The organism is Microbispora sp. H10830, assembly GCF_014161375.1.
GTDB lineage: Bacteria > Actinomycetota > Actinomycetes > Streptosporangiales > Streptosporangiaceae > Microbispora > Microbispora catharanthi.
On the sequence record NZ_JABBWX010000026.1, the window covers coordinates 1 to 22,580 of the forward strand.

Here is a 22,580-nt window from a genome sequence, read left to right on the forward strand (position 1 = left end):
ATCAGGCGGCGTAGGCCCTCGTAGACGAAGTAGACGCTGAGCAGCAGCAGGGTGATGCCGTTGATCTGGGCGCTGATGATCTCGGCGCGTTTGAGGCCGTAGGTGAAGCCGCCCTGCGGCGGGCGGGTGGCGATCCGCATCGCGATGATCGCGAAGGCGATGGCGATGGCGCCGGTGAGCATGTGCCCGGCGTCGGAGACCAGGGCGAGGGAGTGCGCGATGACGCCGATGACGACCTCGACCGCCATGAAGCCGAGGATGAGCGCCAGCGCGCCGGTCAGCAGACGCCGATCGGCCCCGGCGCTGACCGCGTGCCCGTGACCGTGCCCGTGCCCGTGACCGTGACCGCGCGCATGGCCGCGCTCGCGCTCGTGCCCGTGCTCGCGGTCGTCACCCGTCCCGGTGCGGTGCCCGTGCCCCTTGCCGGTCTCACCCATCGTTCCGGTCCTTCTCCTCATGTCCGATGTGCGTTATCGCCAGGTCGAACAGCAGCCGCACGTGCGAGTCCGCGAGGCGGTAGTAGGCCATCCTTCCCGCGCGCCGCACCTTCACCACGTTGTGGGCGCGGAGCAGGCGCAGGGCGTGGGACGCGGCCGACATGCTGTGGCCGGTCGCCGCTCCACAACACTTGAACGATCGTTCACGTGTGTGAGTGTAGGCCGCGGACGGCTCATGTCAACGCGTTCCTGCTCCTTCTGCCGAACCCGCCTCAGGGATCAGGGCTCAACGGCCGGCGGTCAGGGCGCGGGGGCGAGCGGCAGTCGCAGCACGAAACGCGCTCCCGCGGTGCTGTCTTCGATGGTCAGCCGGCCGCCGTGGTTCTCGGCGATCTGGCGGGCGATGGGCAGTCCGAGCCCGGCTCCTCCCGCGTCCCTGCTGCGGGCCGAGTCGAGCCGCGTGAACCGCTGGAAGATCTTCTCCCGCTGCTCGCGGGGGATCCCGGGGCCGTCGTCGGCCACTTCGAGCACGGCCGTTCCATCGGGTGGCCCGCCGGGTCGTCGCGGTTCACGCCGCACCGTGACCGTGACGGTGCTGGCGGCGTGCCGCTGCGCGTTGCCGAGAAGGTTGCTGATGAGGCTGCCGAGGGAGTGGGGGTCTCCCAGCACGACGACGTCCGGGCCCAGCCGGGGGACCATCCGCTTGGTGATCGGCAACATCTGCAGTTCGCCTTCGGCCAGCTTCCCGAGATCCACCCGCTGCCGCCGGATGGGGAGCGCCTCGTTCTCCAGCCGTGAGAGCGCCAGCAGGTCCGTCGCGATCCGCTGCAGCCGGTCGAGGCTCGGCATCAGCGCCCTGGCCAGGGTGACCACGTCGGTCTCCTGCGGCGCCTGGAGCGCGTCCTCGATCTGGGCCCGCATGGCGGTCAGCGGGGTGCGCAGTTCGTGGGAGGCGTCGGAGCTGAAACGGCGCTGGCGCTCCAGCGCCTCCTCCAGCCGCCCGAGCGTACGGTTCACACCGGGGGCCAGGCCGTCGATCTCGTCGTGCGCCGGGGCCGGCCGGTGCGGGCCGGCCACCTCGATCTCCTCCGGCTCGGCCGGGGGCGCGGGCGCCGGCTGGACCGCGCCGCAGGTCAGGCGGAAGCCGAGGTACGTGATCGCCCCGGCCAGCAGGAGTGCCCCGCAGAACAGCAGCAGAAGCAATGCCGGGTGCGCGTACGCCGGGGTCGCCGGCACGGGTTCGAGCGCGTACAGCGCCCGCTCGTCGTGCGAAACCGGCGCGGCGGCCGGTGGGTGACCGGTGAGCGGCTCGAACGACGTCGCGGCCAGGGACAGCAGCACGACGGCGACGCCGTGGGCCGGTGCCGGCCGGGCCGTGATCGACCAACGCTGCGGCATGGCGCATCCCCCTGGATTCAGTGCACCACGAGGGCGTGCGGGTAGCCGCTCCGGGGCCCCGCCAAGGCCCCGCGTACGCGCGCCGCTTCCGCGAGCCGGCGTCGCGCCCGGACCCCGGTCCGGGCGCTGGTCCCGCTGCGGCCCACCGCTGCCGTAGTGGACAGAGCCCGCCTCGTAGCCCCTGACCGCAGCAGTCATTGGGTCTTCACTGTTAGGAAACTTTCTTTTATATTTACGGCCACCCCCCAGCAGTGAGGAGCACACATGCGAAGAACGCTGACCTTCCTCGCGACGGCGACGATCGGTATCGGCGCCACGGTGTTCATCGCCTCGCCGGCTCAGGCGCACGGGTACATCTCGTCGCCCGCGAGCCGCCAGGCGATGTGCGCCCAGGGCCGCGTCCCCAATTGCGGCGACATCATCTACGAGCCCCAGAGCGTGGAAGGACCGAAAGGGCTGCGCAGCTGCAGTGGCGGCAACGCCCGCTTCGCCCAGCTCGACGACGAGAGCAAGCCCTGGCCGGCCACCAGCGTCGGCGGCACCGTCACCTTCACGTGGTCGCTGACCGCCCGCCACTCGACCAGCACGTGGGAGTACTACATCGGAGGCACCCGGATCGCCGTCTTCGACGATCACGGGGCGCAGCCGCCCGCCACCGTCAGCCACACCGTGAACCTGGGCGGACGGACGGGCCGGCAGAAGGTGCTGGCGATCTGGAACGTGGCCGACACCGCCAACGCGTTCTACGCCTGCGTCGACCTCCAGGTCGGCGGGGGCGGGACGCCCAGCCCCACGCCCACTCCCAGCCCGACGCCGACGCGTACCCCGAGCCCGTCTCCCACGCCGACGCGTACCCCCACGCCCACTCCGACCGTTCCCGGTGGCACCTGGGCCGCCGGCACGGCGTACAAGGTGGGCGACCAGGTCACCTACGGCGGGGCGACGTATCGGTGCATCCAGGCCCACACGGCGATCGTGGGCTGGGAGCCGCCGAACGTCCCCGCGCTGTGGCAGAAGGTCTGAGGCAGAAGGTCTCAGGCAAAGGGTCTGAGCAGAAGAGCTCAGACGACCGGGCGGGCTCGTCGAGGTGCGCGAACGCGGGCCCGACCCCCGGTCGTCTCAGCTCTTCGCGCCGGCGCGCGAAGGGCGCCGCGTCCCGCTCGAAGCGCCCGTCCCGGCCTGGTCCGGGGCGGGTGCCGGCGGTCAGGCGAGGTGGACGTGCACCTCGGCGCCCTGCATGAAGGCCCGCGAATACGGGCACTCCCCGTGGGCCTGCTCCACCAGCCTGCGGGCCGCCTCGGGCTCGACCCCCGGCAGGCGTACGGTCAGGTCGGTGGTGATCGTGTAGTCGTCGGCGGTGCCGCGTTTGCGGAGCGTGACGGCGGTGTCCACGGTGGCGTCGGAGGTGCGGACGCCCTGCCGCCCGGCGACCAGCGTGAGCGAGTTGTGGAAGCAGGAGGCGTACGCCGCGGCGAGCAGTTGCTCGGGGTTGGTCGCCCCGCCGGGGCCGCCGAGTTCCCCCGGCGCCTTGATGCGGACGTCGAGCATGCCGTCGTCCGACGCCACCTTGCCGAGTGCGGACGAGGCTCGGGCCGTGTAGAGGTCGTCATACGATCCACCACCGCGCTCGGGCCTCTCGGGCCGCTCGGCGGGGCGGCCCTCGGGCATCCGCCCGGTGAGCTCCGCTTCGACTCCGGGCCCCGAGTAGTCGGGCCCGGGTGCCCGGTCGCTCGGAAAATGGGTGAATCGCCGTATTTCCTCGCTCATCGCCTATCCCTCGTCCGCTCGGGTCGCGTCCCGGTCGGGATCGGCGGGTCACGTACCCCTGTGGGCTCCTCGATATCGGACTCTGGGGGCAAAAGTTCCTATCAACGGCGCTGTGCTACGGTCCCGGCAGGTATTCCCAGGTAAGTCGTGAAATGTCGGCAACGGCGGCGAGGAGTGGGTGCGGGATGAGTGGGGCTGTCCGGTGGGGGGTCCTCGGCACGGCGGGCATCGCCGCGCGGGCGTTCCTGCCCGCGTTGCGCGAGGCCGGTGGGGGTACGGCCGCCGTGGTGGCGGGCCGTGACCTGTCCCGTGCCGAGGAGTTCGCCGCGCGGAACGGCGTCGCCCGGGCCGTGCGCGGTTACGAGGCCGTCATCGAGGACCCGTCGATCGACGCGGTCTACATCCCGCTGCCGAACGCCCTGCACGCGCAGTGGACGATCGCCGCCCTGGAAGCGGGCAAGGCGGTCCTGTGCGAGAAGCCGCTGTGCCTCACCGCCGCGGAGGCCGGGAACGTCATCGAGGTGGCGCGCCGGTCGGCCCGGCCGCTCTGGGAGGCGTTCGTCTTCCCGTTCCACCCGCAGACGGCCCGGCTGCGCGGCCTGCTCGCCGAAGGCGCGATCGGCGAACTGCGGGAGATCTGGTCGTCCTTCCACTTCACGATGCAGGGCACCGAGAACATCCGGCTCGAGGCGGCCCTCGGCGGCGGCGCGCTCTACGACGTGGGCTGCTACCCCGTTCGGCTCGCGCACCTGCTGTTCGGCGGCGACGCCGTCGCCGGCCACGCCGTCGCGGTCAAGGGCGAGGCGGGGGTGGACATCGAGACCGCCGGGGTCCTGGAGTTCGACTCCGGCCGCCTGATGCTGAGCTGCGGCTTCGCCCTGCCGTTCACGACGTACACCCGCCTGGTCGGCACCGGCGGGGAGATCCGGCTGACCAACCCGTTCCATCCCGAGCCGCACGACGGGCTCGAAGTGTGGCTTGAGGGACGCCTGGTCGCCCGGCACGAGCCGGGCGAGGGCACCGCGTTCTCCTGGGGCATCCGGCACATCCACGAGGTGCTGCGCGGCGAGGCCGCGCCCCGGCACACGGCGGCCGACGACTCCCTCGGCACCGCCCGGTCCCTCGACATGCTGCGCTGACCCGCCGCACCGCGCCGTCCCCCCGGCCGTCCGGTCAGGGTGCGGTGAGCTTCGCGCAGAGCGTGCGCGGGAAGCGCGGCTCGGCGGAGCGCACGTCGTCACATCCGGGCGTGGTCGTGGCCGCGATCACCCGCCAGCCGGTGGGCGTCGCGCGGTAGAAGTATCGGGTCGTCCCGGACGCGCCCGCGCAGTCGCCCGGCCTCTCGCACACCGGCCCGCTGCTGATCGAGATGTCCATGACGAGCCACTTCCCGTCGCATCCCCGCTCACGGTGATAGCTGTGCTCCGGCGCGTCCGCGTCCCTGGCGGCCTGGAAGTAGGAGTCGGAGGTGCAGCCCGTAGGCGCCCGGTGACAGCCGAGCTCGCCGCAGCGGCGTAGCAGGCCCGGCCGGTCGAGGGTGTAGAGCCGGTCGAGGTTGACGACCACGTCGCGCTCGCCGAGCGGCTCGGGCATCACGTTCGCCGTGATCGCCCGCGTGTCGATGCGGCCGGCGTCGCTGCGGAACGGTTCGGTCGCGCAGGGCGCGGGCGCGAGCGGCGGATGCGCGCCCGACACCTCGGTGGGCCGCCCGCCGTACAGGTCCGCCGCGCCCAGCATGCCCTCGCTCCCGCCCCCTGCTCCGGCGAGGACGCGGCCGCAGGCGGACAGCGCCGTGAGCAGGACCCCGCACAGCACCGCGCACAGGGCGAGGAGAGGCAGCCGTCTGACCGTCACCCGTCGATCACGTCATTTCGGGGGGCGGCCCCCCGGTTCTGACCCGTCAGCCGAGCCTTTCCGCCAATGCGAGCTGGGTGAGGTAGCGCTTGACGATGCGGCCGCCGTACCGGCCGTCGATCAGCGCCGCGATGCAGCCGAGCAGCCCCGCGAGATCCCCGGCCGGCAGGGCCCGGTGGTTGGAATACGTGGTGAGCAGGTCGAGATACTCGCGCGTCGTGTAGGCGTGGTCCCACTCGTAGCGGTGGAACCGCACCGGCCCGAAGCGGCCGGAGGCGTCGATCTCCTCGCTGTCGTACGGGATGTCGCTCCCCGGCTTCAACCGCAGGCCGGGCGGCGTGGCGGGGTCCCACCGCTCGTAACAGCGCTGGACCTCCGCGAAGAACTCCGTGCTGCCCCCGGCGACGTGCTCGGTGGAGACGACGGCCAGCAGGCCGCCCGGCCGCAGCGCGTCGGCCGACTTGCCCACCCGCGTGGCGGGGTCGATCCAATGGAAGCTGGTGGCGGCGAAGACGACGTCGAACGGCTCCGGCGGCAGCGGCCATTCCTCGAAGGCCGCGTTGACGACGTCCACGTCGGGAAATCGGGCGAGCTTGCGGCGGGCGAGCGCCGCCATCGCGGCCCCCAGCTCCACCGCCGTGACCACGCAGCCGCGCCCGGCGAGGGAGGCCGTGGCCTGGCCGGTGCCGCAGCCGATCTCCAGCACCCGGCTGCCTCGGGGGACGTGCTCGAACATCGCGGCGGGATAGCCGGGCCGCATCCGGTCGTAGAGGGCGGCGTCCTCGGTGAAGGTGCGGCGCAGCATGAGGCGGTCGTCGTCGTCCACCGGCTACCGCCGTTCCGCGTCGGCCCACCTGCGGAAGGCCTCGTCATGGTCGACCAATGTGTTGTCCAGATAGAAGAGCGCCGGCATCGTCACGCTCGATCACGTTACCCGCGCCACTCCCGGCGATCGAGGCTCGGTCCGTACGACGCCGGCGATGACCGTGGTCACCATCTTGTGGACGGCGTCGGCCTGCGGCGGGCCGCCGTCCCTGTCGGCGAACAGCAGGTGTGAGGCTCCGAGCAGCGTGGGAGCGAGCGTGTCGACGTCGGCGTCCGCCGCGATGCGGCCCAGGTCGCGCTCGGCGGTGAGGTAGGAGGCGAGCATGGCCGCGGCCTCCGTCAGGAGCGGAAGACCAGGGCCCGGCCTGGCCTGGCGCAGCCGGGCGCGCAGGGCGTCGCGGGAGATGATCAGGCCGACGACCGCCACGGCGACCGACCCGAACAGGTCCGTCAGCACCCCGGTGAGGTTGCCGATGACGGTGCCGGTCCCTGCGGACCGACGCAGGGCGGCCGTCTGCGCGTCGATCCTCGCGATGCCGTCGAGCACGAGTTCGGCGAGGAAGGCGTCGAAGTCGGCGAAGTGCCGGTGGAGGACGCCCTTGGCACAGCCCGCCTCGGTGGTGACCGCCCGGCTGGTGAGCGCGCTCGGCCCGTCCCTGAGCAGGACCCGCTCGGCGGCGGCGAACAACTGCTCCCGCGCGTCGCGGAGGGCAACCCCCGTCGGCACCGTTCCATCCCCTCCTGTCCGTCCGTCGACTTTATCCGAATTGACGAGTGGGCATCTGCCCACTCATAGTGGGCGCATGCCCACTTCAGTTTCCGAGAACGAACCACACAAGGCCAGGGGGATGGCGGAGTCGTTCGGCGTGGACGCCGAGCGTTACGACCGGACCCGGCCCCCCTATCCCGACACCATGGTGGAGCGGATCGTCGCCGCGAGCCCCGGGCCCGACGTCCTCGACGTCGGCTGCGGCACCGGCATCGCGGCCCGCCAGTTCCGGGCGGCGGGCTGCACGGTGCTCGGCGTCGAGCCCGACGCGCGGATGGCGGACTTCGCGCGCCGTGACGGACTCGAGGTCGAGGTGGCGACCTTCGAAGCGTGGGACCCCGCCGGACGCACGTTCGACGCGGTCGTCGCCGGGACGGCCTGGCACTGGGTCGATCCGGTCGCCGGCGCGGCCAAGGCGGCCGAGGTGCTGCGCCCCGGCGGCCGGCTGGCGGCGTTCTGGCACGTGTTCGAGCCGCCGCCCGCCATGGCGGAGGCCCACGCCGCGGTCTACCGGCGCGTCATTCCCGGCCTCCCGTCACAGGACCGGCCCGTGGGGTCGGCCCTCGACGGCTACCGGCCGCTGTTCACCAAGGCCGCCGACGGCATCAGGGATGCGGGCGCGTTCGGCGACCCGGAGGAGTGGCGGTACGAATGGCAGCGGTTCTACACCCGCGACGAGTGGCTCGACCAGATGCCCACGTCCGGCGTCCTCACGCGGCTGCCGCCGGACAAGATCGAAGAGGTGCTGGCGGGTATGGGTGACGTGATCGACGCGATGGGCGGCGGCTTCACGATGTCCTACGTCACGGTGGTGGTCACCGCCGCCCGCGTCTGACCGCTACGGGCGGGGATGCCCGGAGACGGGACGATGCTCACCGAGCCGGCACCCGGACGCCACCGGAAAATCAACTCCGTGTAATGCTGTGTCGTCAAGTTCTCCTCGTAGTCGCTCCCGACTCCGAGGAGAACCATGCGCCGGCGACTCGGCCTCATCGCCGCGATCGTCCTGATCGCCCTCACCTCGAGCCTTACCCCGGTCGTCTCCGCCACGGCGGCGTCGGCGCCCCTGGTCGTGGCCCATCGCGGCGCGTCCGCGTACGCGCCGGAGAACACCCTCGCGGCCTTCGAACTGGCCCGCGACCAGGGCGCGGACATGTTCGAGCTCGACGTCCAGGAGACCAGGGACCATCACCTGGTCCTGATGCACGACACGACGCTCAGCCGTACGACCGACGCGGAGAAGGTCTTCCCCGGCCGGGCGCCGTGGCGGGTCGGCGACCTCACGCTGGCCGAGATCCGCAGGCTGGACGCCGGCTCCTGGTTCTCTCGGAAGGCGCGGTTCTCCGGCGTATACGCGGGGGAGGCGGTGCCCACGCTCGGTGAGGCGCTGCACGCGATGCGCGGCAGCGGGCTCGGACTGCTGCTGGAGATCAAGGAGCCCCGGCTCTATCCCGGGATCGAGGCCCGGGTGGCCGAGGAGATCGGGCACGACCCCGCCTGGCGCGGCCGAATCGTCGTGCAGTCGTTCGACTGGGACTCGATGCGCCGCTTCCACGGCCTCATGCCCGGGGTGCCGATCGGCCTGCTCGGCACGCCGCGGATCGCGGAGCTGCCCGGCCTGGCCCGGTTCGCCGACCAGATCAACCCGCCGTACGCCGACGTCACGGCGGATTACGTCCGGCGCGTCCACCGGCTCCGCATGAAGGTCCTCGCGTGGACCGTGGACGACCCCGCCGCCGTACGCCGCCTGATCGGCGCGGGTGTGGACGGCGTCATCACCGACAGGCCGGACGTCGTACGCGAACTCCTGGGATGACGGCGGCGCTCAGACGGGATAGCTCACGGCGGTGAGCCGCTGGGAGACCTGCCACAGGCGCCGCCCCAGGTCGCGGTCGTGGGCGCGGGCGGCCGCCCTGACCCGCTCGGGATATCCGCGGATCTCGAACAGGCCGCCCGGGCCGTAGTAGTCGCCGCCGGCGGCCTCGGGATCGGTCGCCGCGCGCAGAGTCGGCAGCGCGCCCATGACCGGAGTTCGCCCGAACAGCCGGGCGATCAGCAGGTTCGGCACCCGGAACCATGGCGAGGAGTATCGGAACACCTCCGTCGCGGCGCCGCCGGGGTGTGCGGCCAGCGCCGCGGTGGACGCCCCGGCCGTCTGCAGCCGCCGCTGCAGTTCGTAGGTGAACAGCAGGTTGGCGAGTTTCGACCGGGCGTAGGCGCCTGTGCCCGAGCCGGGGTCGTCGGTGTCGATCCGGCCGAACCGGTGGCCGATGCTGCTGACCGTCACCACGCGGGACCCGGGCGCGGCCAGCAGCAGGTCCAGCGCCAGCCCGGTGAGGGCGAAGTGGCCCAGATGGTTGACGCCGAACTGGATCTCGAAGCCGTCCTCCGTACGGCCGGAGAGCCCGGTCACGCCCGCGTTGTTGACGAGCAGGTCGAGCCGATTGTGACGGGCGCGGATCTCGCCGGCCGCCGCCCGCACCGACGCGAGCGAGGCCAGGTCCAAATGGACCACGTCGAGGGTGGCCTGCGGCGCGGCGTGGCGGATGCGGATTGCCGCCGCCTCGGCCTTGGCGAGGTCGCGGCAGGCGAGCACGACCGTCGCGCCGCGCAGGGCCAGCGCCCTGGCCGTCTCGAACCCGATGCCGGTGTTGGCGCCGGTCACCACGGCCGTACGGCCCCGCTGGCCGGGGATGTCCACTTCGGTCCATGCCTTCACGATCGCTCCTAACCTGAACCAGTCGTTCATGTTTTATTATGAACCAGTGGTTCAGGTTCGAGGCAAGAGGACAGCGGAGCACGAGGACATGGAGCGAGTGACCAAGCGGACGCAGCCGCGCGCGGACGCGGTGCGCAACCGGGCCGCCATCGTCCGCGCGGCGCGCGAGCTCATCACGACGCACGGGCCGGAGATCGGGATGGACGAGATCGCGGCGGCGGCCGGGGTGGCCGTGGGCACGCTCTACCGGCACTTTCCCACCAAGAACGACCTGGTCGACGCCATCGTGACCGAGCTGGGCGCGACCGTTGCCGAGACCCTCGACGCCGCCGTGGGCAGGGTCGGCGACGGCCGGAGTGCGGCCCTGGACGAGATCGCCGGGCTGCTGCACCGGGTGGTGGTGGACATGGGGCAGGAACGCCTGCTCCGTGAGGCGGTGGCGGGCCTGGCGGGCGAATCGCTGCGCGAGATCCAGGAACGCGCCACCCACTCACTGGAGGCCCTGGTCGCCGCCGCCCATCGGGACCGTACGCTGCGGCCCGACGTCACGGTCGACGACGTCGCCCTGCTCCTGACCACCTCACCGGGCGCCGGGACGCCGAAGCCCGCCCGGGTGCGATGGGTGGAACTCGCCGTACGCGCTCTCGCACTGCCGGACGGCGGTCAGAAGGCGTAGCGGACCCGGCAGTACGGGATCTTCTCGGCGATCAGGTCGGTGAGCGCGGTGACGTAGCGGCCCTTGTGGCCGGTCTTGTAGCGGACGTTCCAGCCGCCCGTCTGGGAGCGTTTCGGCTGCTGGAGGTCGGGACGCCACAGCACCTCCTCGGCCTTGGGATGCCAGCCGAGGTTGACCTCGTGCAGCCGGTCGTTGTGCGTGAGGAAGATGACCTCGGCGGCGAGCTGGGCGCGGGCCGCCGGGCGCAGCGCGTCGTCGAGCTGCCCGAGCAGCTCCGCCCAGTCCTCCAGCCAGCCGTCGCGGACGACCACCGGGCTGAAGTTGACGTGCACCTCGTATCCCGCCTCGACGAAGTCGTCAATGGCCGCGATCCGTTCGGCGACCGGCGTGGTGCGGATGTCCAGCAGCTTGGCGTCGGCGGCCGGCATCAGGCTGAAGCGAACACGCGTACGGCCTTGCGGGTCCCAGTCGAGCAGGTCGCGGTTGACGTACTTGGTGGCGAAGCTCGCCTTGGCGTTCGGCAGGTCGCGGAAGAGATCGACGAGGTCGCGCACGTTGTCGGAGACGGTCGCGTCCACCGAGCAGTCGGAGTTCTCGCCGATGTCGTAGACCCAGGCGTGCGGGTCCACCTGGTTGGGCTCGGGCTTGACGCCCTGCCGCCCGGCGTGCCTCCCGAGATAGCCCGTGATCTTGTCGATGTTGGCGAACACCGTGATCGGGTTGCTGTAGCCCTTGCGGCGCGGCACGTAACAGTACGCGCAGGCCATCGCGCAGCCGTTGGCGGTCGAGGGCGCGATGAAGTCGCTCGACCGGCCGTTCGGCCGCGCGGTGAGCGACTTCTTGACGCCGAGGACCAGCGCCTCGGTCTTGATCCTGACCCACCGGGCCACGTTCGCCTCGTCCCCGTACAGTTCGGGGATGCGATGGTGGGCCTCGATCTCGATTCGCTCGGCCTCGGGGAACCGCTCCAGGATCTCCTTGCCGCGCGGCAGCTCGGCCGCGGCGGGCTCGACGTAGATGCGGCGGATGTCCAGTAGTCTCCGGCCTTCGTTCACCTGGGTATAACACCTCGATAGAGGCATGACTTCCCAGGTCAGAGGGCGTGCAGGTGCTGATCGGCCGGGCACGCGTACGCCGTCCTCGAGGCCAGCGTCCAGGTCCGGACGGCGGCTCCGCAGCGGCGGCAGCGCTCACGTTTGTAGACCCACCGCTCGTCCGGCGCGTCCGGGTCGCTGACCACCTGTCCGGCGTCCCGGCCCAGCGCGAGGTAGCGCACCGCGGTGTCCCACAGCCGCCCGGCGGCCTCGGCGCCGATGTCGCGGGCGCCGGGGTCGAGGCCGGTGAGGAAGAGCAGTTCCGCCCGCCAGGCGTTGCCGACCCCCGACCACACGCTCTGGTCGAGCACGGCCGCGCCGACCGCGGTGCGGGCGGCGAGCAGGCGCCGCACGGCCTCCGCGCGAATGGCGTCCCGGTCGGTGTCACGGTTTGTGTCACCGCGCAGCGGGTCGGGGCCGGTCGCGGCCCGCAGCGTCGCCAGCGCCCGCTCGTCCATCGGCTCGCAGCGGGCGGGCGCGATCAGGTCGAACGCCGCCTCGCCGGTCGCCAGCCGCAGCCGGGTGCCCTTGCGTGGTTCGGCCGCCGGGTCGTCGTACCGCAGGAAGAGGCCCTGCATGCCGAGGTGCACGTGGATGGGCGGAGCGTCCTCCACCCAATAGAGCAGGTGCTTGCCGAGTGCCTCCACGCCCTCGACGACCCTGCCGTCGTACGGCCGCGCGTCGAACCTGCCCTGCGGGCTCGTGGCCCTGACCGCCCGCCCGGCGAGCGCCTCGTGCTGCTCGTCCGCGTAGCGATGGACCAGATGCCCTTCCGGCATGCCCCTCGCCCTACCCGTGCCGTGGGGAGTTACCGTTCCGATCATGAGTTATGAGCCGACATCTGAGGAACTGCGGCACCTGCGTCGCTGTGTGGAGCTGGCGACGGAAGCGCTGGAGGCGGACGACGAACCGTTCGGCTCGGTCCTGGTCTCCGGGGACGGGAAGGTGCTGGCCGAGGACCGCAACCGGGTGGCGGGCGGCGACCACACGCGGCACCCCGAATTCGAGCTGGCGCGCTGGGCCGCGGGGAACATGACGCCGGAGGAGCGCGCGAAGGCCACGGTCTACACCTCCGGCGAGCACTGCCCGATGTGCGCGGCGGCGCACGGGTGGGTGGGGCTGGGGCGGATCGTCTACGTGGCGTCGTCGGCGCAGCTCGCGCGGTGGCTGGCCGAGTGGGACGTGCCGCCCCCGCCGGTGCGGACGCTCCCGGTCAACGAGGTCGCGCCCGGGGTGCGGGTGGCCGGGCCGGTGCCCGCACTGGTGGACGAGGTCCGCGCGCTGCACCGCCGCCTTCACACCGGCTCCTGAGCCCTGTCCTCCAAGCAGGGGCGGCCGTTTCACCGTCGCTGCTGCGGTTGGGTCTTCGACGAGCTGATGCCCGACGTGCTCAACAGCGTGTACGGCATGGCGAGCCCGATGCCGGTGGCACGGTTGGAGGAGACGGTCTGGCTGGTCTGCCAGGACTACCTCCCCGTATGACCGCGTGCCGGAGGAGGTGTGGGTGACCCGGGGCCGCTGCTGGACGCGGTCCGCGCCTGTTCCTTCCGCACCCGGGCGGCCGCCATGCTCTCCCTCTTGGCCGAGATCCATCCGAGCCTGCGGTCGATGCTGCCTGCCCTGCGTACGGACCCGGTGCTGGGCCCCATGGTCCTGATGGAGCTTGCCGAGAGCGGCGAAATGGGCCCGGACACACTCGGGGCCGACGAGCATCTGCTGGTGACGACGGAGGGCGTGCTCGGCCTGCTGGAGCTTGCGGGCCCGGAGAAGGTGGCTGGAGCAGCTGCGCGCCATGGCGGGGCCGAACGCGCTCGCCCTCGAGGCGATGGCCGCCTCCGGCCACCCCGCCGAGGAGAGCATGGAGGAGCTGCGCAGGCTGGTCGTCGACACCATCCGCGCGCGGTCCCATCCGTTCAGGTTCGTGCCCCGCCCGCGCCCCGGTGCCCGGGGCCGCACCGGCGGACGGAAGCGCAGACGGTGAGGCGTCGCGTCGTGCTTGGATGAAGTCATGGATCTTGACCGGGCACAGGCGTTCGCCGAGACCTGGGTGGCCGAATGGAACGCCCACGACCTCGACCGCATCATGCGGCACTACGCCGACGACGTGGTGTTCCGGTCCCCGATCGCGGCGCGGCTCGTCGAGGGCTCGAACGGCACGATCCGCGGCAAGGACGCGCTGCGGGCCTACTGGGCCGAGGGGCTGCGGCACAACCCGGATCTGCGGTTCGAGGTCGTCGGCGTCTACGCGGGCGTCGACTGTGTCGTCATCAACTTCCGGAAGCAGACGGGGGCGCTCGCCAATGAGGTGCTGGTCTTCGACGACGACCTGATCGTCTCCGGGTGGGGCACGAGCGAGATCCGTTGCGTGAGGTGAGCGGGCGCCGCGCATGGCCGTGGCTGGTCCTGGCGATGCTCGCCGCGGCGGCGCCCGTGGTTTTCCCCGTCGCGACGCAGAGCGGTGACCCCGGTTACCAGCCGGTCCTCTCCTTCCTGTCGCTCTTCATCGGGGTCGTCGCGCGCCGGTTCTTCGGGCTGGACATCATGATCGCGTGGTATCTGCCGATGCTCGTCGTGGCGCTGCTCGGCGTCATGGCGATCGTCAACCTGGTGGTCGCGATCGACGAGTTCCCGCGCTCGGTGATCGTGGCGGACATCGGCGCAGGCAGCCAGCCCGACTACGTGTCTCCCGGGAATCTCCTGCCCGCCCTGCTCACGACCGCCGCGTACGGCGTCGCCGCCGTGGCGCTCGTGCTCGGGTCGAGAAGCCCGGGAAGGCGGGCCGGAGATGGAAGCACCAGTAGGATGCCACGGTCCAGATAGACGGAGATCCACCCTGGAAGGGCTGCACGTGGCGCAGAAGGTGATACTGGTTGACGACCTCGACCACTCCGAGGGCGACGATGTGGCGAGACGGGAGTTCCCGCTGCTGAACCGGACCTTCGCCATCGACCTGTCCGACGCGAACCAGCAGCGGCTGAGCGAGGCTCTCGCGTTCATCGAGGAAGTGCTGGAGAACGCCCGTGAGGTGAAGCAGGCGTCGCGGTCCAAGAAGGCCGCGGACACCACCCCGCGGCTGCGCGGCTACACCCTGACGGACGTGCGCGAATGGGCCCGCGAGCAGGGGCTGGACGTGCCCGCGCGCGGGAAGATGGCCGACGAGGTCATCGAGCAGTTCGTCGCGGCGCACCCCGACGCCGCCCCCGAGGACTCCACTGAAGAATCCCCGGCGGAAGCCGCGGAGACGGCCGCCCCGCGCGCGGAGGCGGCCATCGGCGCCTGAGCGGACACTCTGAGCGGACGTCTCGGAGTTGACGTCCCGGAGCGGACGCTCTAGAGCCGACGTTTCAGCCCGACGTTTCAACTCGGGTTTCGCCCGGCCCGGCCGGTCGCCGTGACAGGGCGGCCGGGCCGGGCGTCCGCTCGACATACCGCTGTCCTGTGGTTTCCGCGGCCACCACCCGTTGACTTCCGGTTTCCAACCCCTCACACCCGCCGGGTCGCCTGGCGAACACGCCGCGGCCCGGATGAAACGTTCATCTCCACGGGACGGCCGTGCCGCGTTCACCTGGTCGGAGGGCGTCCGGCGGCACCGGGCCTGGACCGCGCCCTCTCGCTACCGCAAGATCGTGGAAGAGCAATCCCGCACGATCCGTCGTTCCCACCGAGCAGGGGGCCGAGGAGACGACCGGTACGGCCCGGGACGGTTCTCTGATCCCGGCAGGCGGACTCCGATCGTCGCCCCGGCAGGCCGGCCGCACGACCTGCTCCTGGATTCGGCGCGCACGGTTCGGCCACCGAAGGCCCGGCCGCCCCGATGAGAAAGGTTGCCCATGCCCGTTTCCCGTCCCCTCGGGCCCGCCGTCCGCGGCGGCACCCTGCTCGCGTGCTGCGCCGCCACCGCCACGGCGGCCGTGCTCGGCGCGGGACTCACCCCCGCCTCCGGCGCCGTCTCCGGCACGTCGCGGACCGCCGCCGTCGCCACCGCCGACACCACCGCCGACACCACCCCGCCCAGCACACCCGGCGGGCTAACCCTCGGGCCCACCGCCTACGTCAACGGCACGGTGAGCCTCGCCTGGACGCCGTCCACCGATGACGTGGCCGTCACCGGATACGAGGTGTACGCCTGGACGAAGGGCGCGACGAGTGACGCCTTCACCCGTGTCACCGCGTCCGTGAACACCTCCTCCGCGACCCAGGTCACCGCCCTCGTCAGCGGCCTCACAGCCGGGCGCGACTACCTGTTCTACGTCGTCGCCATGGACGCCGTCGGCAACAGGAGCGTGCCCAGCCTCCTGGCCCGCGCCCGGGCAATGACCGAGCCGCCCTCCCCCAGCCCGTCCCCCGGCGTGGACACGACACCGCCCTCCGCACCCTACGACCTGCGCTCCGGCACCGGGCCGGCGCCGGAGTACACCGCGCTGATCTGGGCGTCCGACGATCCGCTCGGAACAGCCACCTGGTATGTGTTCCGCCGCTCCTCGACCGCATGGGAGTACGCGGGCTACAGCTCTCTTCCGCGCACCATGGCGTCGATCCTCGGCGGCGGGTCCTTCGCGTTCCAGGTGGTGGCGATCGACGCGGCCGGCAACATCAGCGGGCCGTCCAACGCGGTGACCGTCCCCGGCTATCCGGGGACGTCGCCGTCGCCGTCGGCCTCGGTGACACCGTCCGAGACGCCGCCGCCGTCCACCTGCGCGGTCACCTACACGGCGAAAAGCTGGCCGGGCGGCTTCACCACCGACGTCGTCATCAAGAACACGGGCAGCACGCCGATCAGCGGATGGCGGCTGCAGTTCGCGTTCCCGCTCGACTCCCAGCGCGTGACCACGGGCTGGTCGGCCACCTGGGCCCAGTCGGGCACGAGCGTCACCGCCACCAACCTCAACTGGGACAAGACCATCAACCCCGGCCAGACCGTCCGGATCGGCTTCAACGGCGCGTACTCCGGGAGCACCAACCCGTCTCCCTCGGCCTTCACACTCAACGGAAGCGTCTGCGCCACCGGCTGACCCGCCGGACCGCCCGGCGAACGAGCCCTCGACCCGCCCGGAATGTTCCTCCGACGGCGATGTCCTCCCGGTCCCTCTCCCGATCGACGCGCGGGTGAGGGCCGGGTGGACGCCCGGACGGCGACAGCAAGGAGAGGGCGATGCTGCTCGAGAACAAGAACATCATCATCTACACGGCGGGCGGCGCGATCGGCGACGCCGTCGGGCGAGCGTTCGCCCGGGAGGCGCCCGCGTCTTCCTCGCGGGGCGGACCCGCAAGAGCGCCAGGTCGTGACCGCGCTCACCGTCGACTTCGTCACGGCCAGGGCGGCCGCCCGGCACATGGTCACACAGGAACCGGCGTAGTGCCGGTTTCGACCACGGTCCACGGGCAATCCCAGCCTTGGGACGCTCTTGGACCTGAATCCCGGCTTGTCCAAGTTTTCCGCAAGCGGGCTTTCCTAGCGTCTCCGCCGACGCCCGATCAGGGCGGTCTTCTATCGGCGCGGTGCGAAGGAAACACTCATGCGGCTCGGATACACGGTCCCCCAGTACGGCGCGTTCGCCGACCCGGAGTTCATCCGGCAGGCGAGCACGGATCTCGAAGCGATGGGTTACGACAGCCTGTGGGCGGGCGACCGCATCTTGCTCCCGCTGACGCCCAGCGATCCGTACCCCGGAGGAGACGGGACGGTCCCTCCGGCCTTCGGGACCTTCTTCGACCCGCTCACCGCACTGACGCTGGCCGCGGTCGGCACGCGCGAGATCCGGCTGGGGACCAGCACGCTCAACGCGCTGTGGCAGCCGCCCGTCCTGCTCGCCCGTACGCTGACCTCGCTCGACCTGCTCAGTCACGGACGGCTGGACGTCGGCATCGGTCTCGGCTGGCTTCGTGACGAGTACACCGCGACCGGGGTGCCGTGGCGGGGGAGGGGAGACCGGCTGGAGGAGACGCTCGATGTGATGGAGGCCGTCTGGACCGGTGAGGTGGTCGAGCACAAGGGCGCGCTGTGGACGGTGCCGCCGTCGCACATCGACCTCAAGCCCTGCCAGCGGCCGCGCCCTCCGATCCTGCTCGCCGGTTACACGCCTCCGGCGCTGGAGCGAGTCGGCCGGCGGGCCGACGGCTGGCTGAGCGCGGCCATGCTGATGGCCTATCTGACCTCCCTGTGGGGCCTGGCGCTTGAGGCCGCGTCCCGCGCGGGCCGTGACCCGTCCGCGCTGCGCATGGTGGTGCGGGTCAATCCGGAGATCACCGATTCGCCGGCGCCCGCCGACCGGGTGCCGCACGCGGGAACCGTACGGCAGGTCGCCGACTATCTGCTGACCCTCGCCGAGGCCGGGGCCCACGAGGCGTTCGTCGACCTTCAGACGGCGACCTCTTCGCGTGAGCAGTTCCTCGACGTCGCGCATGAGCTCGTCACCATGCTGCACGCGGGCTGAGAGCGCGATCCGCACAACGCTGAGCGGCGGTGCGGTGGCTGTTTGTAAGAAAGGGGTTACATTTCCTGACAGCGCCGCGCACAATAGGGGTCGATCTTTCGTGATCCGGCGTCGGCCGGATCATCCAGCCCGTCGAACAGGCTCTTCCTCATGTCCGCCCCCGTGCCCTCACCAGGAGAAAGCCCGGATCGATCTTCAGGAGAAAGTCCGGATATACACGGAAAAAGCCGAAACAAACAGGAGCAGCACTCCAACAGCCGATCCGGATTGGTCACCACGGCGCTGACCGCGGCGGTCACTTCTGTGGCGACGCTGGTGGCGACAGCGGTGGCGACGCCCTTCTCCAACAGGCTGCAGAGTCTCATCGAGCAGGCGCCGGTCACTCCGCTCATCACCGTTCCCGCGTCTGTCGGGGCGCTCGTGAGCATCTGCTGCTACCCGTTGTGGCGGGGCAAGGTCAGGACGTCCGGCCGATGGGCGGCGGCCGTCGCCGGAGTGGTCCTGTGGCCTTTCCGCCGGATCCAGTGGCCCCAGGGACTTCGCAGCTGGGCGGGCCGGATGCTGGTGCCCCTCGCGGTCGGCTACATCGCCGCGTGCCTGGGGGCGTTCACCGGCCTGGTGGGGTTGGTGGTCGTCAGGGTGGTCGCGCCGTCCGGCGCGTGCGAGCCCCCGCGAGAGTTGCGTGTCATCACCGCTCTCGAGAACGTGACGGCGCTGCGTGAAAGGGCCGAGGCTTATACGAAGGAGCAGCGGACAGACGGGTGCGCACCGGTTCGGATAGCGGTTGGCGTCGCGCCGACGATCGAGGAAATGCGCTACGGCTTCCGCAATGAGTGGCTCCGGGACGACGCGCTGCAAAATGACGAGCCCTATCGCCGGATGCTCGGCCTGACTCCCGACGCATGGATTCCCACCGGTTCCGCGGAGTTCGATCTCGTCGTTCAGGACGTGTCGGAGAAGAGTGGTGAGAAGACGAAAAACGGGGCCGTGCCGGAGAAAACGGGCAGCCTGCATTCCCTCCTGCGCAAGAGGAACGAGCAGGTGGGGACGGACCGCATGTCGATCGCGGTGTTCGGCGCCGCGAAGAACGATCTCCTCACCAGCGAGCTGGAGAGCGCGGGTTACCCGCTTGCCGAGATCGTGCGGCGGGCCCGGAGCAAGGACATGTCGCTCGTCTACCCACAGCCCGCGTTCTCCACGTCCGGTGCGATCGTGGCCACGACCCTGAGCCGGGCCGGACCGCAGTCCGGCGACACCGCACTACACGCGACCTTCGACAACAGCGCCAACGCCTTGCTGTGCCATCTGAGAGGCGCCGACCAGAAGAGGACGGGCGAGGACTGGGCGAAGCTGGTGGCGTTGGTTCCGTCGCACAGCGCCGACGAGTACAACCGCGGCAGCGACATGGGCATTGAGGCGTGCGCGCACAATCCGCTCGCGGGAAGAGCGGCACTGACCGCGGTCTCCTCCGTGGACCTGCCCACGCTCGACTATCCGTTCGTGGAGATCAACTGGTCGGAGGATCCGGCTCGCCGGGAGGCGCTCGACGCCTTCGCCACGTGGCTCGCGCACAACAAACTGTTCGAGCCCGCCGGGGAGGGACCACAGCCGTCGTCGCCGGCCCGGATATCCGCGGACGCCGCCAGGCCGGGTCACCGGGTGGATCTCCAGATGATGATCGACGGATCCGGATCAATGGCACGGTCTCCCACCGCGTCCGCCTCCGACCTGCACGACGCCCTGGCCGAGGTCAGGCAGATCCTCACCGACACCGACCAGGTCTCGGCGGGCAAGTTCTTCGCCGACGACAGCGGGACCGCGAAGGCGCCCATGGCGCGGGAGGGCGATGCGGGCGGCGGAGAAGGCCCGAGGGGGTATGGCGAGATCCTCCAATGGATCGCGGCCGACAAGCAGTCGGGTTTCGACGAGCCGATCTCCACAGTGATCAGCGGATTGAGGAGCCCGGCGAACTCGCTCGCCGTCATCACCGACGGGGGCCCCTTCAACGACGAACCCGACCCCGGGAACGCCGGACGGTCCATCAGGCGCGCACTGGAAAGAGCCGCGGACGTATCGAACCTCTACATCCTCACCTTCGGGGGGAAGTGCCCTGACGGTCTTGAGGCCCCTCGTGCGGTGCGGCCGTCGGCGTCCGCGTCGCCGTCCGACGGGCCGCCCGGCTCACTCGAGCCGGCCGCCAAACACGTCGTGTGCGACGACACGGCCGGTACGGATGTCGCCGGAGCGCTCGGACGGATGATCTTCCAGTTCAGGGTGTGGTCGTGATGGCGGCGGGGCCCCTCGGAGCGTTCTGGAACCGCTGGTACGAACGCTTCACGAGGTTCCACCTCAGGCTCGCCGCGGCCTGCTTCCTGGCGGGCGCGGTGTTCGTGATCGGGGTGAGCCAGCACTCAGGGTCCTCGCCCTCGCAGAACGCCTGCCCCGGCCGCCCGGACGACCTGGTCATAGGGACGGGGGCGGAAATCGGTGCGGGCGGCGTACGCCACGACGTGATCAAGGCGTGGAACGACGAGCAGCGCAAGCTGAAGAAGAAACCGCTGAAGGCGACGCTGGTCGAGATCTCCGAGTCCTCCGACGAGCAGCGTTCTGAACTGGCCGCCGCGGCGCAGTCGAAGCGATGTGCCTATGACGTGCTCCTCCTCGACGTCGCCTACATGACCGAGTTCGCCAGGAACCACTATCTCGAGACGTTCGAGCTGGACCCCAAGAAGCTGGGCGGCACCCCGGAGCGATACTTCCTGCGGAAGTCGCTGGGGACCGGTCAGGTCGACGGAGAGCGGTTCGCGGTGCCGTTCGCCGCCGACGCTCCGCTCCTGTACCGGCGAACCGACACACCGGCTCCGCCGCCTCAGGACACGAAGAAGTTCCTCGAACTGGCCAAGGAGCACGGCTATGCGGCGCAGTTCGACGATTACGAGGGCGGCACCGTCAACCTGCTCGAAGCGATCTTCTCAGCCCAGGACCAGGAGGCTAAGGACAAGGAGACCCCGCACGGCCCCGTCGTCTTCGACGACAAGGGAAACGTCGTCCTCGACGAGGGGGACAACGGCAAGAGGGTGATGGACGCGCTCGGTGCCTGGCGCGAGGCCCTGTTCACGGTCAAGGACGACAAGCGCACGCTGCGGGACGAGAGCGTGCTTCGGGAGGAGAGCAGCCTCCAGGCCTTCCGTACGGGCCGCGTGGGCTACATGCGCAACTGGCCGTTCGCCTTCAACCGGCTGGCCGCCGACCCGCTGATGCGCGACGACGACGGATCCCTGAGATTCCAGGTGCTCTCGTTCCCGGGGACCGGGGTGCTGGGAGGCGTCGACCTCGCCATCGCCAAGGACTCGCCGCACAAGGAGGAGGCCAGGGACCTCATCTACTACCTGGTCTCCGAGGACGTCCAGGAGAGACTGTTCGCCTGCGCCGGCTATCCGCCGGTGGTCGCGGCGCTGTACGAGCGGTACGAGAGATCGGGCACCGCGCGAACGTGCGGAGATCTCGCGCCCGACCCTGCGGACGGTGGGGCCCGCCCCGCCGAGCGGGACACCGAGATCACGGGTGAGCAACTCGCGAGGTTCGCCGGCGAGGTTCACCAGGCGGTGGACCACGCGAGGCCGCGTCCCATGTCCGCCTACTACGCCACGTTCAGCCAGGTGTTCCGGTCATGCCTGCTTCCCGTGGCGACGACCACGTCCGGCGTGGCTCCCGACTTCCGCTACTTCTCCGACGCGCTCAGGGACGCTCTGAACGGCAGGCTACGGTCGGACGACCCCTGTCACCCTCCAACGCAGGCCGAGCCGAAATCGGACATTAGGGGATAAAGGCGACACAAGTGCTCTATGAATGCTCTTAATGAGACAATAGGCATTAAACACCGTAGATCGCTGTTTATCGCCCGTTCTGTCGGGAAACAATGACGTCGCGGGGCAATGACCACTTAACGGTCATTAGGCGACATTCCTCTTCATTTAGGAATGGCGCACATATTAGGCAGTTGATCCTTTAGAGGGGGACGAAATGCCCAAGCTCAAGAAGGTCATCGCCGGACTCGCGCTTTCCACCGCGCTCGGCGGTGGTGCCCTCGCCGCGGGCGCCACAGCCGCGAGCGCCTCGACGGCCCCAACTGGCTGGGGTTGTACCAACCCGTGTACCAACGAGCTCGACAACGGGTTCAACAACACCTTCGAAAACACCTCCTTCCAGAACGGACCCTTCCTGAACGACTGCTTCCAGAACGACTGCTCCCGCTCGGACCTCGACGACATCCTCTGGGACGTCTGCGTCGCGGGCCACTGCTCCAACGCGTTCCCCGGATCGTTTGGCTGTTTCGGTTAGAAGGCCGGTCTGACGCCTGCGGAATGACGATGTCCATGAGCAACGTGGCGTCGGCCGATGTGAGAGATGCTCGGGGCACGAGCGCTCGCACGCTCGGAAGCGTTCGTTCCGCAGAGCAGGGACAAGGGCTCCGGCGACCGAACCGCCGGAGCCCAGGCTTCCCACTCATGAATGGTGCCGATCGCGGTCGACCGGGATCTGTTCGTCCGCCCCTCCACGACTACGCGTACGCGAAGTGCCGTGGAGGGGCACGAAGGCCGTCCCCG

The 22,580-nt window shown here is 70.6% G+C and carries 25 protein-coding genes; 15 read left to right on the forward strand and 10 right to left on the reverse strand.

Going from position 1 to position 22,580, the window contains the following annotated elements; translation table 11 throughout:
• The 3 genes from HHX35_RS39440 to HHX35_RS39450 all read right to left on the reverse strand — a co-directional run.
• Nucleotides 1–437, reverse strand: a 437-nt coding sequence (locus HHX35_RS39440) for a cation diffusion facilitator family transporter (RefSeq protein ID WP_182903699.1), incomplete at its 3' end; no start/stop codon positions are given.
• Complete coding sequence (locus tag HHX35_RS39445; RefSeq protein ID WP_259405824.1) at nt 430–600, reverse strand: hypothetical protein; 171 nt, start codon at nt 598–600, stop codon at nt 430–432. The genes HHX35_RS39445 and HHX35_RS39440, both read right to left, overlap by 8 nt.
• A gap of 137 nt (nt 601–737) precedes the next feature.
• A complete protein-coding gene (locus tag HHX35_RS39450; RefSeq protein ID WP_182903700.1) occupies nt 738–1,835 on the reverse strand; it encodes a cell wall metabolism sensor histidine kinase WalK in 1,098 nt (365 codons plus the stop codon).
• Between the two features lie 264 nt (nt 1,836–2,099).
• Here HHX35_RS39450 and HHX35_RS44960 point away from each other — a divergent pair, with 264 nt between their 5' ends.
• Entirely contained in the window at nt 2,100–2,858 is a 759-nt protein-coding gene (locus HHX35_RS44960; RefSeq protein WP_182903701.1) for a lytic polysaccharide monooxygenase, read from the forward strand.
• Nucleotides 2,859–3,038: 180 nt separating this feature from the next.
• On the opposite strand, the gene HHX35_RS39460 is transcribed toward HHX35_RS44960, so the two are convergent.
• Complete coding sequence (locus HHX35_RS39460) at nt 3,039–3,602, reverse strand: Ohr family peroxiredoxin (protein WP_220506414.1); 564 nt, start codon at nt 3,600–3,602, stop codon at nt 3,039–3,041.
• Nucleotides 3,603–3,787: 185 nt separating this feature from the next.
• Here HHX35_RS39460 and HHX35_RS39465 point away from each other — a divergent pair, with 185 nt between their 5' ends.
• Nucleotides 3,788–4,741, forward strand: a complete 954-nt coding sequence (locus HHX35_RS39465; protein ID WP_182903702.1) for a Gfo/Idh/MocA family protein — start codon at nt 3,788–3,790, stop codon at nt 4,739–4,741.
• Between the two features lie 34 nt (nt 4,742–4,775).
• On the opposite strand, the gene HHX35_RS39470 is transcribed toward HHX35_RS39465, so the two are convergent.
• The 3 genes from HHX35_RS39470 to HHX35_RS39480 all read right to left on the reverse strand — a co-directional run bounded on the left by HHX35_RS39470 (nt 4,776) and on the right by HHX35_RS39480 (nt 7,008).
• The gene (locus HHX35_RS39470; protein WP_182903703.1) at nt 4,776–5,456 is read right to left on the reverse strand and encodes a hypothetical protein; all 681 of its coding nucleotides are present in this window, start codon (nt 5,454–5,456) and stop codon (nt 4,776–4,778) included.
• A 46-nt stretch (nt 5,457–5,502) separates the two neighbouring features.
• Nucleotides 5,503–6,282 carry a trans-aconitate 2-methyltransferase gene (locus HHX35_RS39475; RefSeq protein WP_182903704.1) on the reverse strand — a complete coding sequence of 260 codons (780 nt, stop codon included), beginning with the start codon at nt 6,280–6,282 and terminating at the stop codon, nt 5,503–5,505.
• Nucleotides 6,283–6,381: 99 nt separating this feature from the next.
• The gene (locus tag HHX35_RS39480) at nt 6,382–7,008 is read right to left on the reverse strand and encodes a TetR/AcrR family transcriptional regulator (protein WP_182903705.1); all 627 of its coding nucleotides are present in this window, start codon (nt 7,006–7,008) and stop codon (nt 6,382–6,384) included.
• Nucleotides 7,009–7,084: 76 nt separating this feature from the next.
• Here HHX35_RS39480 and HHX35_RS39485 point away from each other — a divergent pair, with 76 nt between their 5' ends.
• Both HHX35_RS39485 and HHX35_RS39490 read left to right on the forward strand, forming a co-directional pair.
• Nucleotides 7,085–7,885: a class I SAM-dependent methyltransferase gene (locus HHX35_RS39485; protein ID WP_259405825.1), complete on the forward strand. Its 801-nt coding sequence runs from the start codon at nt 7,085–7,087 to the stop codon at nt 7,883–7,885.
• Between the two features lie 135 nt (nt 7,886–8,020).
• Nucleotides 8,021–8,866, forward strand: coding sequence for a glycerophosphodiester phosphodiesterase family protein (locus HHX35_RS39490; RefSeq protein WP_182903706.1), 846 nt, complete (start codon nt 8,021–8,023; stop codon nt 8,864–8,866).
• A 9-nt stretch (nt 8,867–8,875) separates the two neighbouring features.
• Here HHX35_RS39490 and HHX35_RS39495 read toward each other — a convergent pair whose 3' ends face one another.
• Nucleotides 8,876–9,769: an oxidoreductase gene (locus HHX35_RS39495; RefSeq protein ID WP_310739627.1), complete on the reverse strand. Its 894-nt coding sequence runs from the start codon at nt 9,767–9,769 to the stop codon at nt 8,876–8,878.
• A gap of 46 nt (nt 9,770–9,815) precedes the next feature.
• On the opposite strand from HHX35_RS39495, the gene HHX35_RS39500 reads away from it, so the two are divergent.
• Nucleotides 9,816–10,445 (forward strand): TetR/AcrR family transcriptional regulator, encoded by a 630-nt coding sequence (locus HHX35_RS39500; RefSeq protein WP_220506415.1) that lies wholly within the window; start codon nt 9,816–9,818, stop codon nt 10,443–10,445.
• Here HHX35_RS39500 and HHX35_RS39505 read toward each other — a convergent pair.
• Together HHX35_RS39505 and HHX35_RS39510 are read right to left on the reverse strand one after the other, a co-directional pair.
• Nucleotides 10,433–11,500: a spore photoproduct lyase family protein gene (locus tag HHX35_RS39505; protein ID WP_220506416.1), complete on the reverse strand. Its 1,068-nt coding sequence runs from the start codon at nt 11,498–11,500 to the stop codon at nt 10,433–10,435. The two genes, HHX35_RS39500 and HHX35_RS39505, sit on opposite strands and share 13 nt — an antisense overlap.
• Before the next feature lie 38 nt (nt 11,501–11,538).
• Nucleotides 11,539–12,318: a DNA-formamidopyrimidine glycosylase family protein gene (locus HHX35_RS39510; protein WP_182903709.1), complete on the reverse strand. Its 780-nt coding sequence runs from the start codon at nt 12,316–12,318 to the stop codon at nt 11,539–11,541.
• Between the two features lie 43 nt (nt 12,319–12,361).
• Here HHX35_RS39510 and HHX35_RS39515 point away from each other — a divergent pair, with 43 nt between their 5' ends.
• The 10 genes from HHX35_RS39515 to HHX35_RS39560 all read left to right on the forward strand — a co-directional run bounded on the left by HHX35_RS39515 (nt 12,362) and on the right by HHX35_RS39560 (nt 22,314).
• Complete coding sequence (locus HHX35_RS39515) at nt 12,362–12,850, forward strand: nucleoside deaminase (RefSeq protein WP_182903710.1); 489 nt, start codon at nt 12,362–12,364, stop codon at nt 12,848–12,850.
• Nucleotides 12,851–13,292: 442 nt separating this feature from the next.
• Entirely contained in the window at nt 13,293–13,520 is a 228-nt protein-coding gene (locus HHX35_RS39520; RefSeq protein ID WP_182903711.1) for a hypothetical protein, read from the forward strand.
• 27 nt (nt 13,521–13,547) lie between these two features.
• A complete protein-coding gene (locus HHX35_RS39525; RefSeq protein ID WP_182903712.1) occupies nt 13,548–13,913 on the forward strand; it encodes a nuclear transport factor 2 family protein in 366 nt (121 codons plus the stop codon).
• Nucleotides 13,880–14,359: a hypothetical protein gene (locus tag HHX35_RS39530; protein ID WP_182903713.1), complete on the forward strand. Its 480-nt coding sequence runs from the start codon at nt 13,880–13,882 to the stop codon at nt 14,357–14,359. The genes HHX35_RS39525 and HHX35_RS39530 overlap by 34 nt, the downstream gene beginning before the upstream one ends.
• A gap of 28 nt (nt 14,360–14,387) precedes the next feature.
• A complete protein-coding gene (locus HHX35_RS39535; protein ID WP_182903714.1) occupies nt 14,388–14,819 on the forward strand; it encodes an Lsr2 family protein in 432 nt (143 codons plus the stop codon).
• 550 nt (nt 14,820–15,369) lie between these two features.
• Nucleotides 15,370–16,551 (forward strand): cellulose binding domain-containing protein, encoded by a 1,182-nt coding sequence (locus HHX35_RS39540; RefSeq protein ID WP_182903715.1) that lies wholly within the window; start codon nt 15,370–15,372, stop codon nt 16,549–16,551.
• A 504-nt stretch (nt 16,552–17,055) separates the two neighbouring features.
• Entirely contained in the window at nt 17,056–17,973 is a 918-nt protein-coding gene (locus HHX35_RS39545; RefSeq protein WP_182903716.1) for a TIGR03619 family F420-dependent LLM class oxidoreductase, read from the forward strand.
• Between the two features lie 267 nt (nt 17,974–18,240).
• Nucleotides 18,241–20,259 carry a hypothetical protein gene (locus HHX35_RS39550; protein WP_182903717.1) on the forward strand — a complete coding sequence of 673 codons (2,019 nt, stop codon included), beginning with the start codon at nt 18,241–18,243 and terminating at the stop codon, nt 20,257–20,259.
• Entirely contained in the window at nt 20,259–21,800 is a 1,542-nt protein-coding gene (locus tag HHX35_RS39555; RefSeq protein WP_182903718.1) for an extracellular solute-binding protein, read from the forward strand. Before HHX35_RS39550 ends, HHX35_RS39555 begins: the two co-directional genes overlap by 1 nt.
• Before the next feature lie 196 nt (nt 21,801–21,996).
• Entirely contained in the window at nt 21,997–22,314 is a 318-nt protein-coding gene (locus tag HHX35_RS39560) for a hypothetical protein (protein WP_182903719.1), read from the forward strand.
• The last annotated feature ends 266 nt before the right edge of the window (nt 22,315–22,580 follow it).

Excerpts from the sequence above, each read along its gene's own strand:
- HHX35_RS39490 (WP_182903706.1), top strand. The coding sequence starts at position 8,021 with ATGCGCCGGCGACTCGGCCTCATCGCCGCGATCGTCCTGATCGCCCTC.
- HHX35_RS39445 (WP_259405824.1), bottom strand. The coding sequence starts at position 600 with ATGTCGGCCGCGTCCCACGCCCTGCGCCTGCTCCGCGCCCACAACGTG.
- HHX35_RS39460 (WP_220506414.1), bottom strand. The coding sequence starts at position 3,602 with ATGAGCGAGGAAATACGGCGATTCACCCATTTTCCGAGCGACCGGGCA.
- HHX35_RS39465 (WP_182903702.1), top strand. The coding sequence starts at position 3,788 with ATGAGTGGGGCTGTCCGGTGGGGGGTCCTCGGCACGGCGGGCATCGCC.
- HHX35_RS39525 (WP_182903712.1), top strand. The coding sequence starts at position 13,548 with ATGGATCTTGACCGGGCACAGGCGTTCGCCGAGACCTGGGTGGCCGAA.
- HHX35_RS39485 (WP_259405825.1), top strand. The coding sequence starts at position 7,085 with ATGCCCACTTCAGTTTCCGAGAACGAACCACACAAGGCCAGGGGGATG.
- HHX35_RS39540 (WP_182903715.1), top strand. The coding sequence starts at position 15,370 with ATGCCCGTTTCCCGTCCCCTCGGGCCCGCCGTCCGCGGCGGCACCCTG.
- HHX35_RS44960 (WP_182903701.1), top strand. The coding sequence starts at position 2,100 with ATGCGAAGAACGCTGACCTTCCTCGCGACGGCGACGATCGGTATCGGC.
- HHX35_RS39545 (WP_182903716.1), top strand. The coding sequence starts at position 17,056 with ATGCGGCTCGGATACACGGTCCCCCAGTACGGCGCGTTCGCCGACCCG.
- HHX35_RS39560 (WP_182903719.1), top strand. The coding sequence starts at position 21,997 with ATGCCCAAGCTCAAGAAGGTCATCGCCGGACTCGCGCTTTCCACCGCG.
- HHX35_RS39555 (WP_182903718.1), top strand. The coding sequence starts at position 20,259 with ATGGCGGCGGGGCCCCTCGGAGCGTTCTGGAACCGCTGGTACGAACGC.
- HHX35_RS39510 (WP_182903709.1), bottom strand. The coding sequence starts at position 12,318 with ATGCCGGAAGGGCATCTGGTCCATCGCTACGCGGACGAGCAGCACGAG.
- HHX35_RS39515 (WP_182903710.1), top strand. The coding sequence starts at position 12,362 with ATGAGTTATGAGCCGACATCTGAGGAACTGCGGCACCTGCGTCGCTGT.
- HHX35_RS39450 (WP_182903700.1), bottom strand. The coding sequence starts at position 1,835 with ATGCCGCAGCGTTGGTCGATCACGGCCCGGCCGGCACCGGCCCACGGC.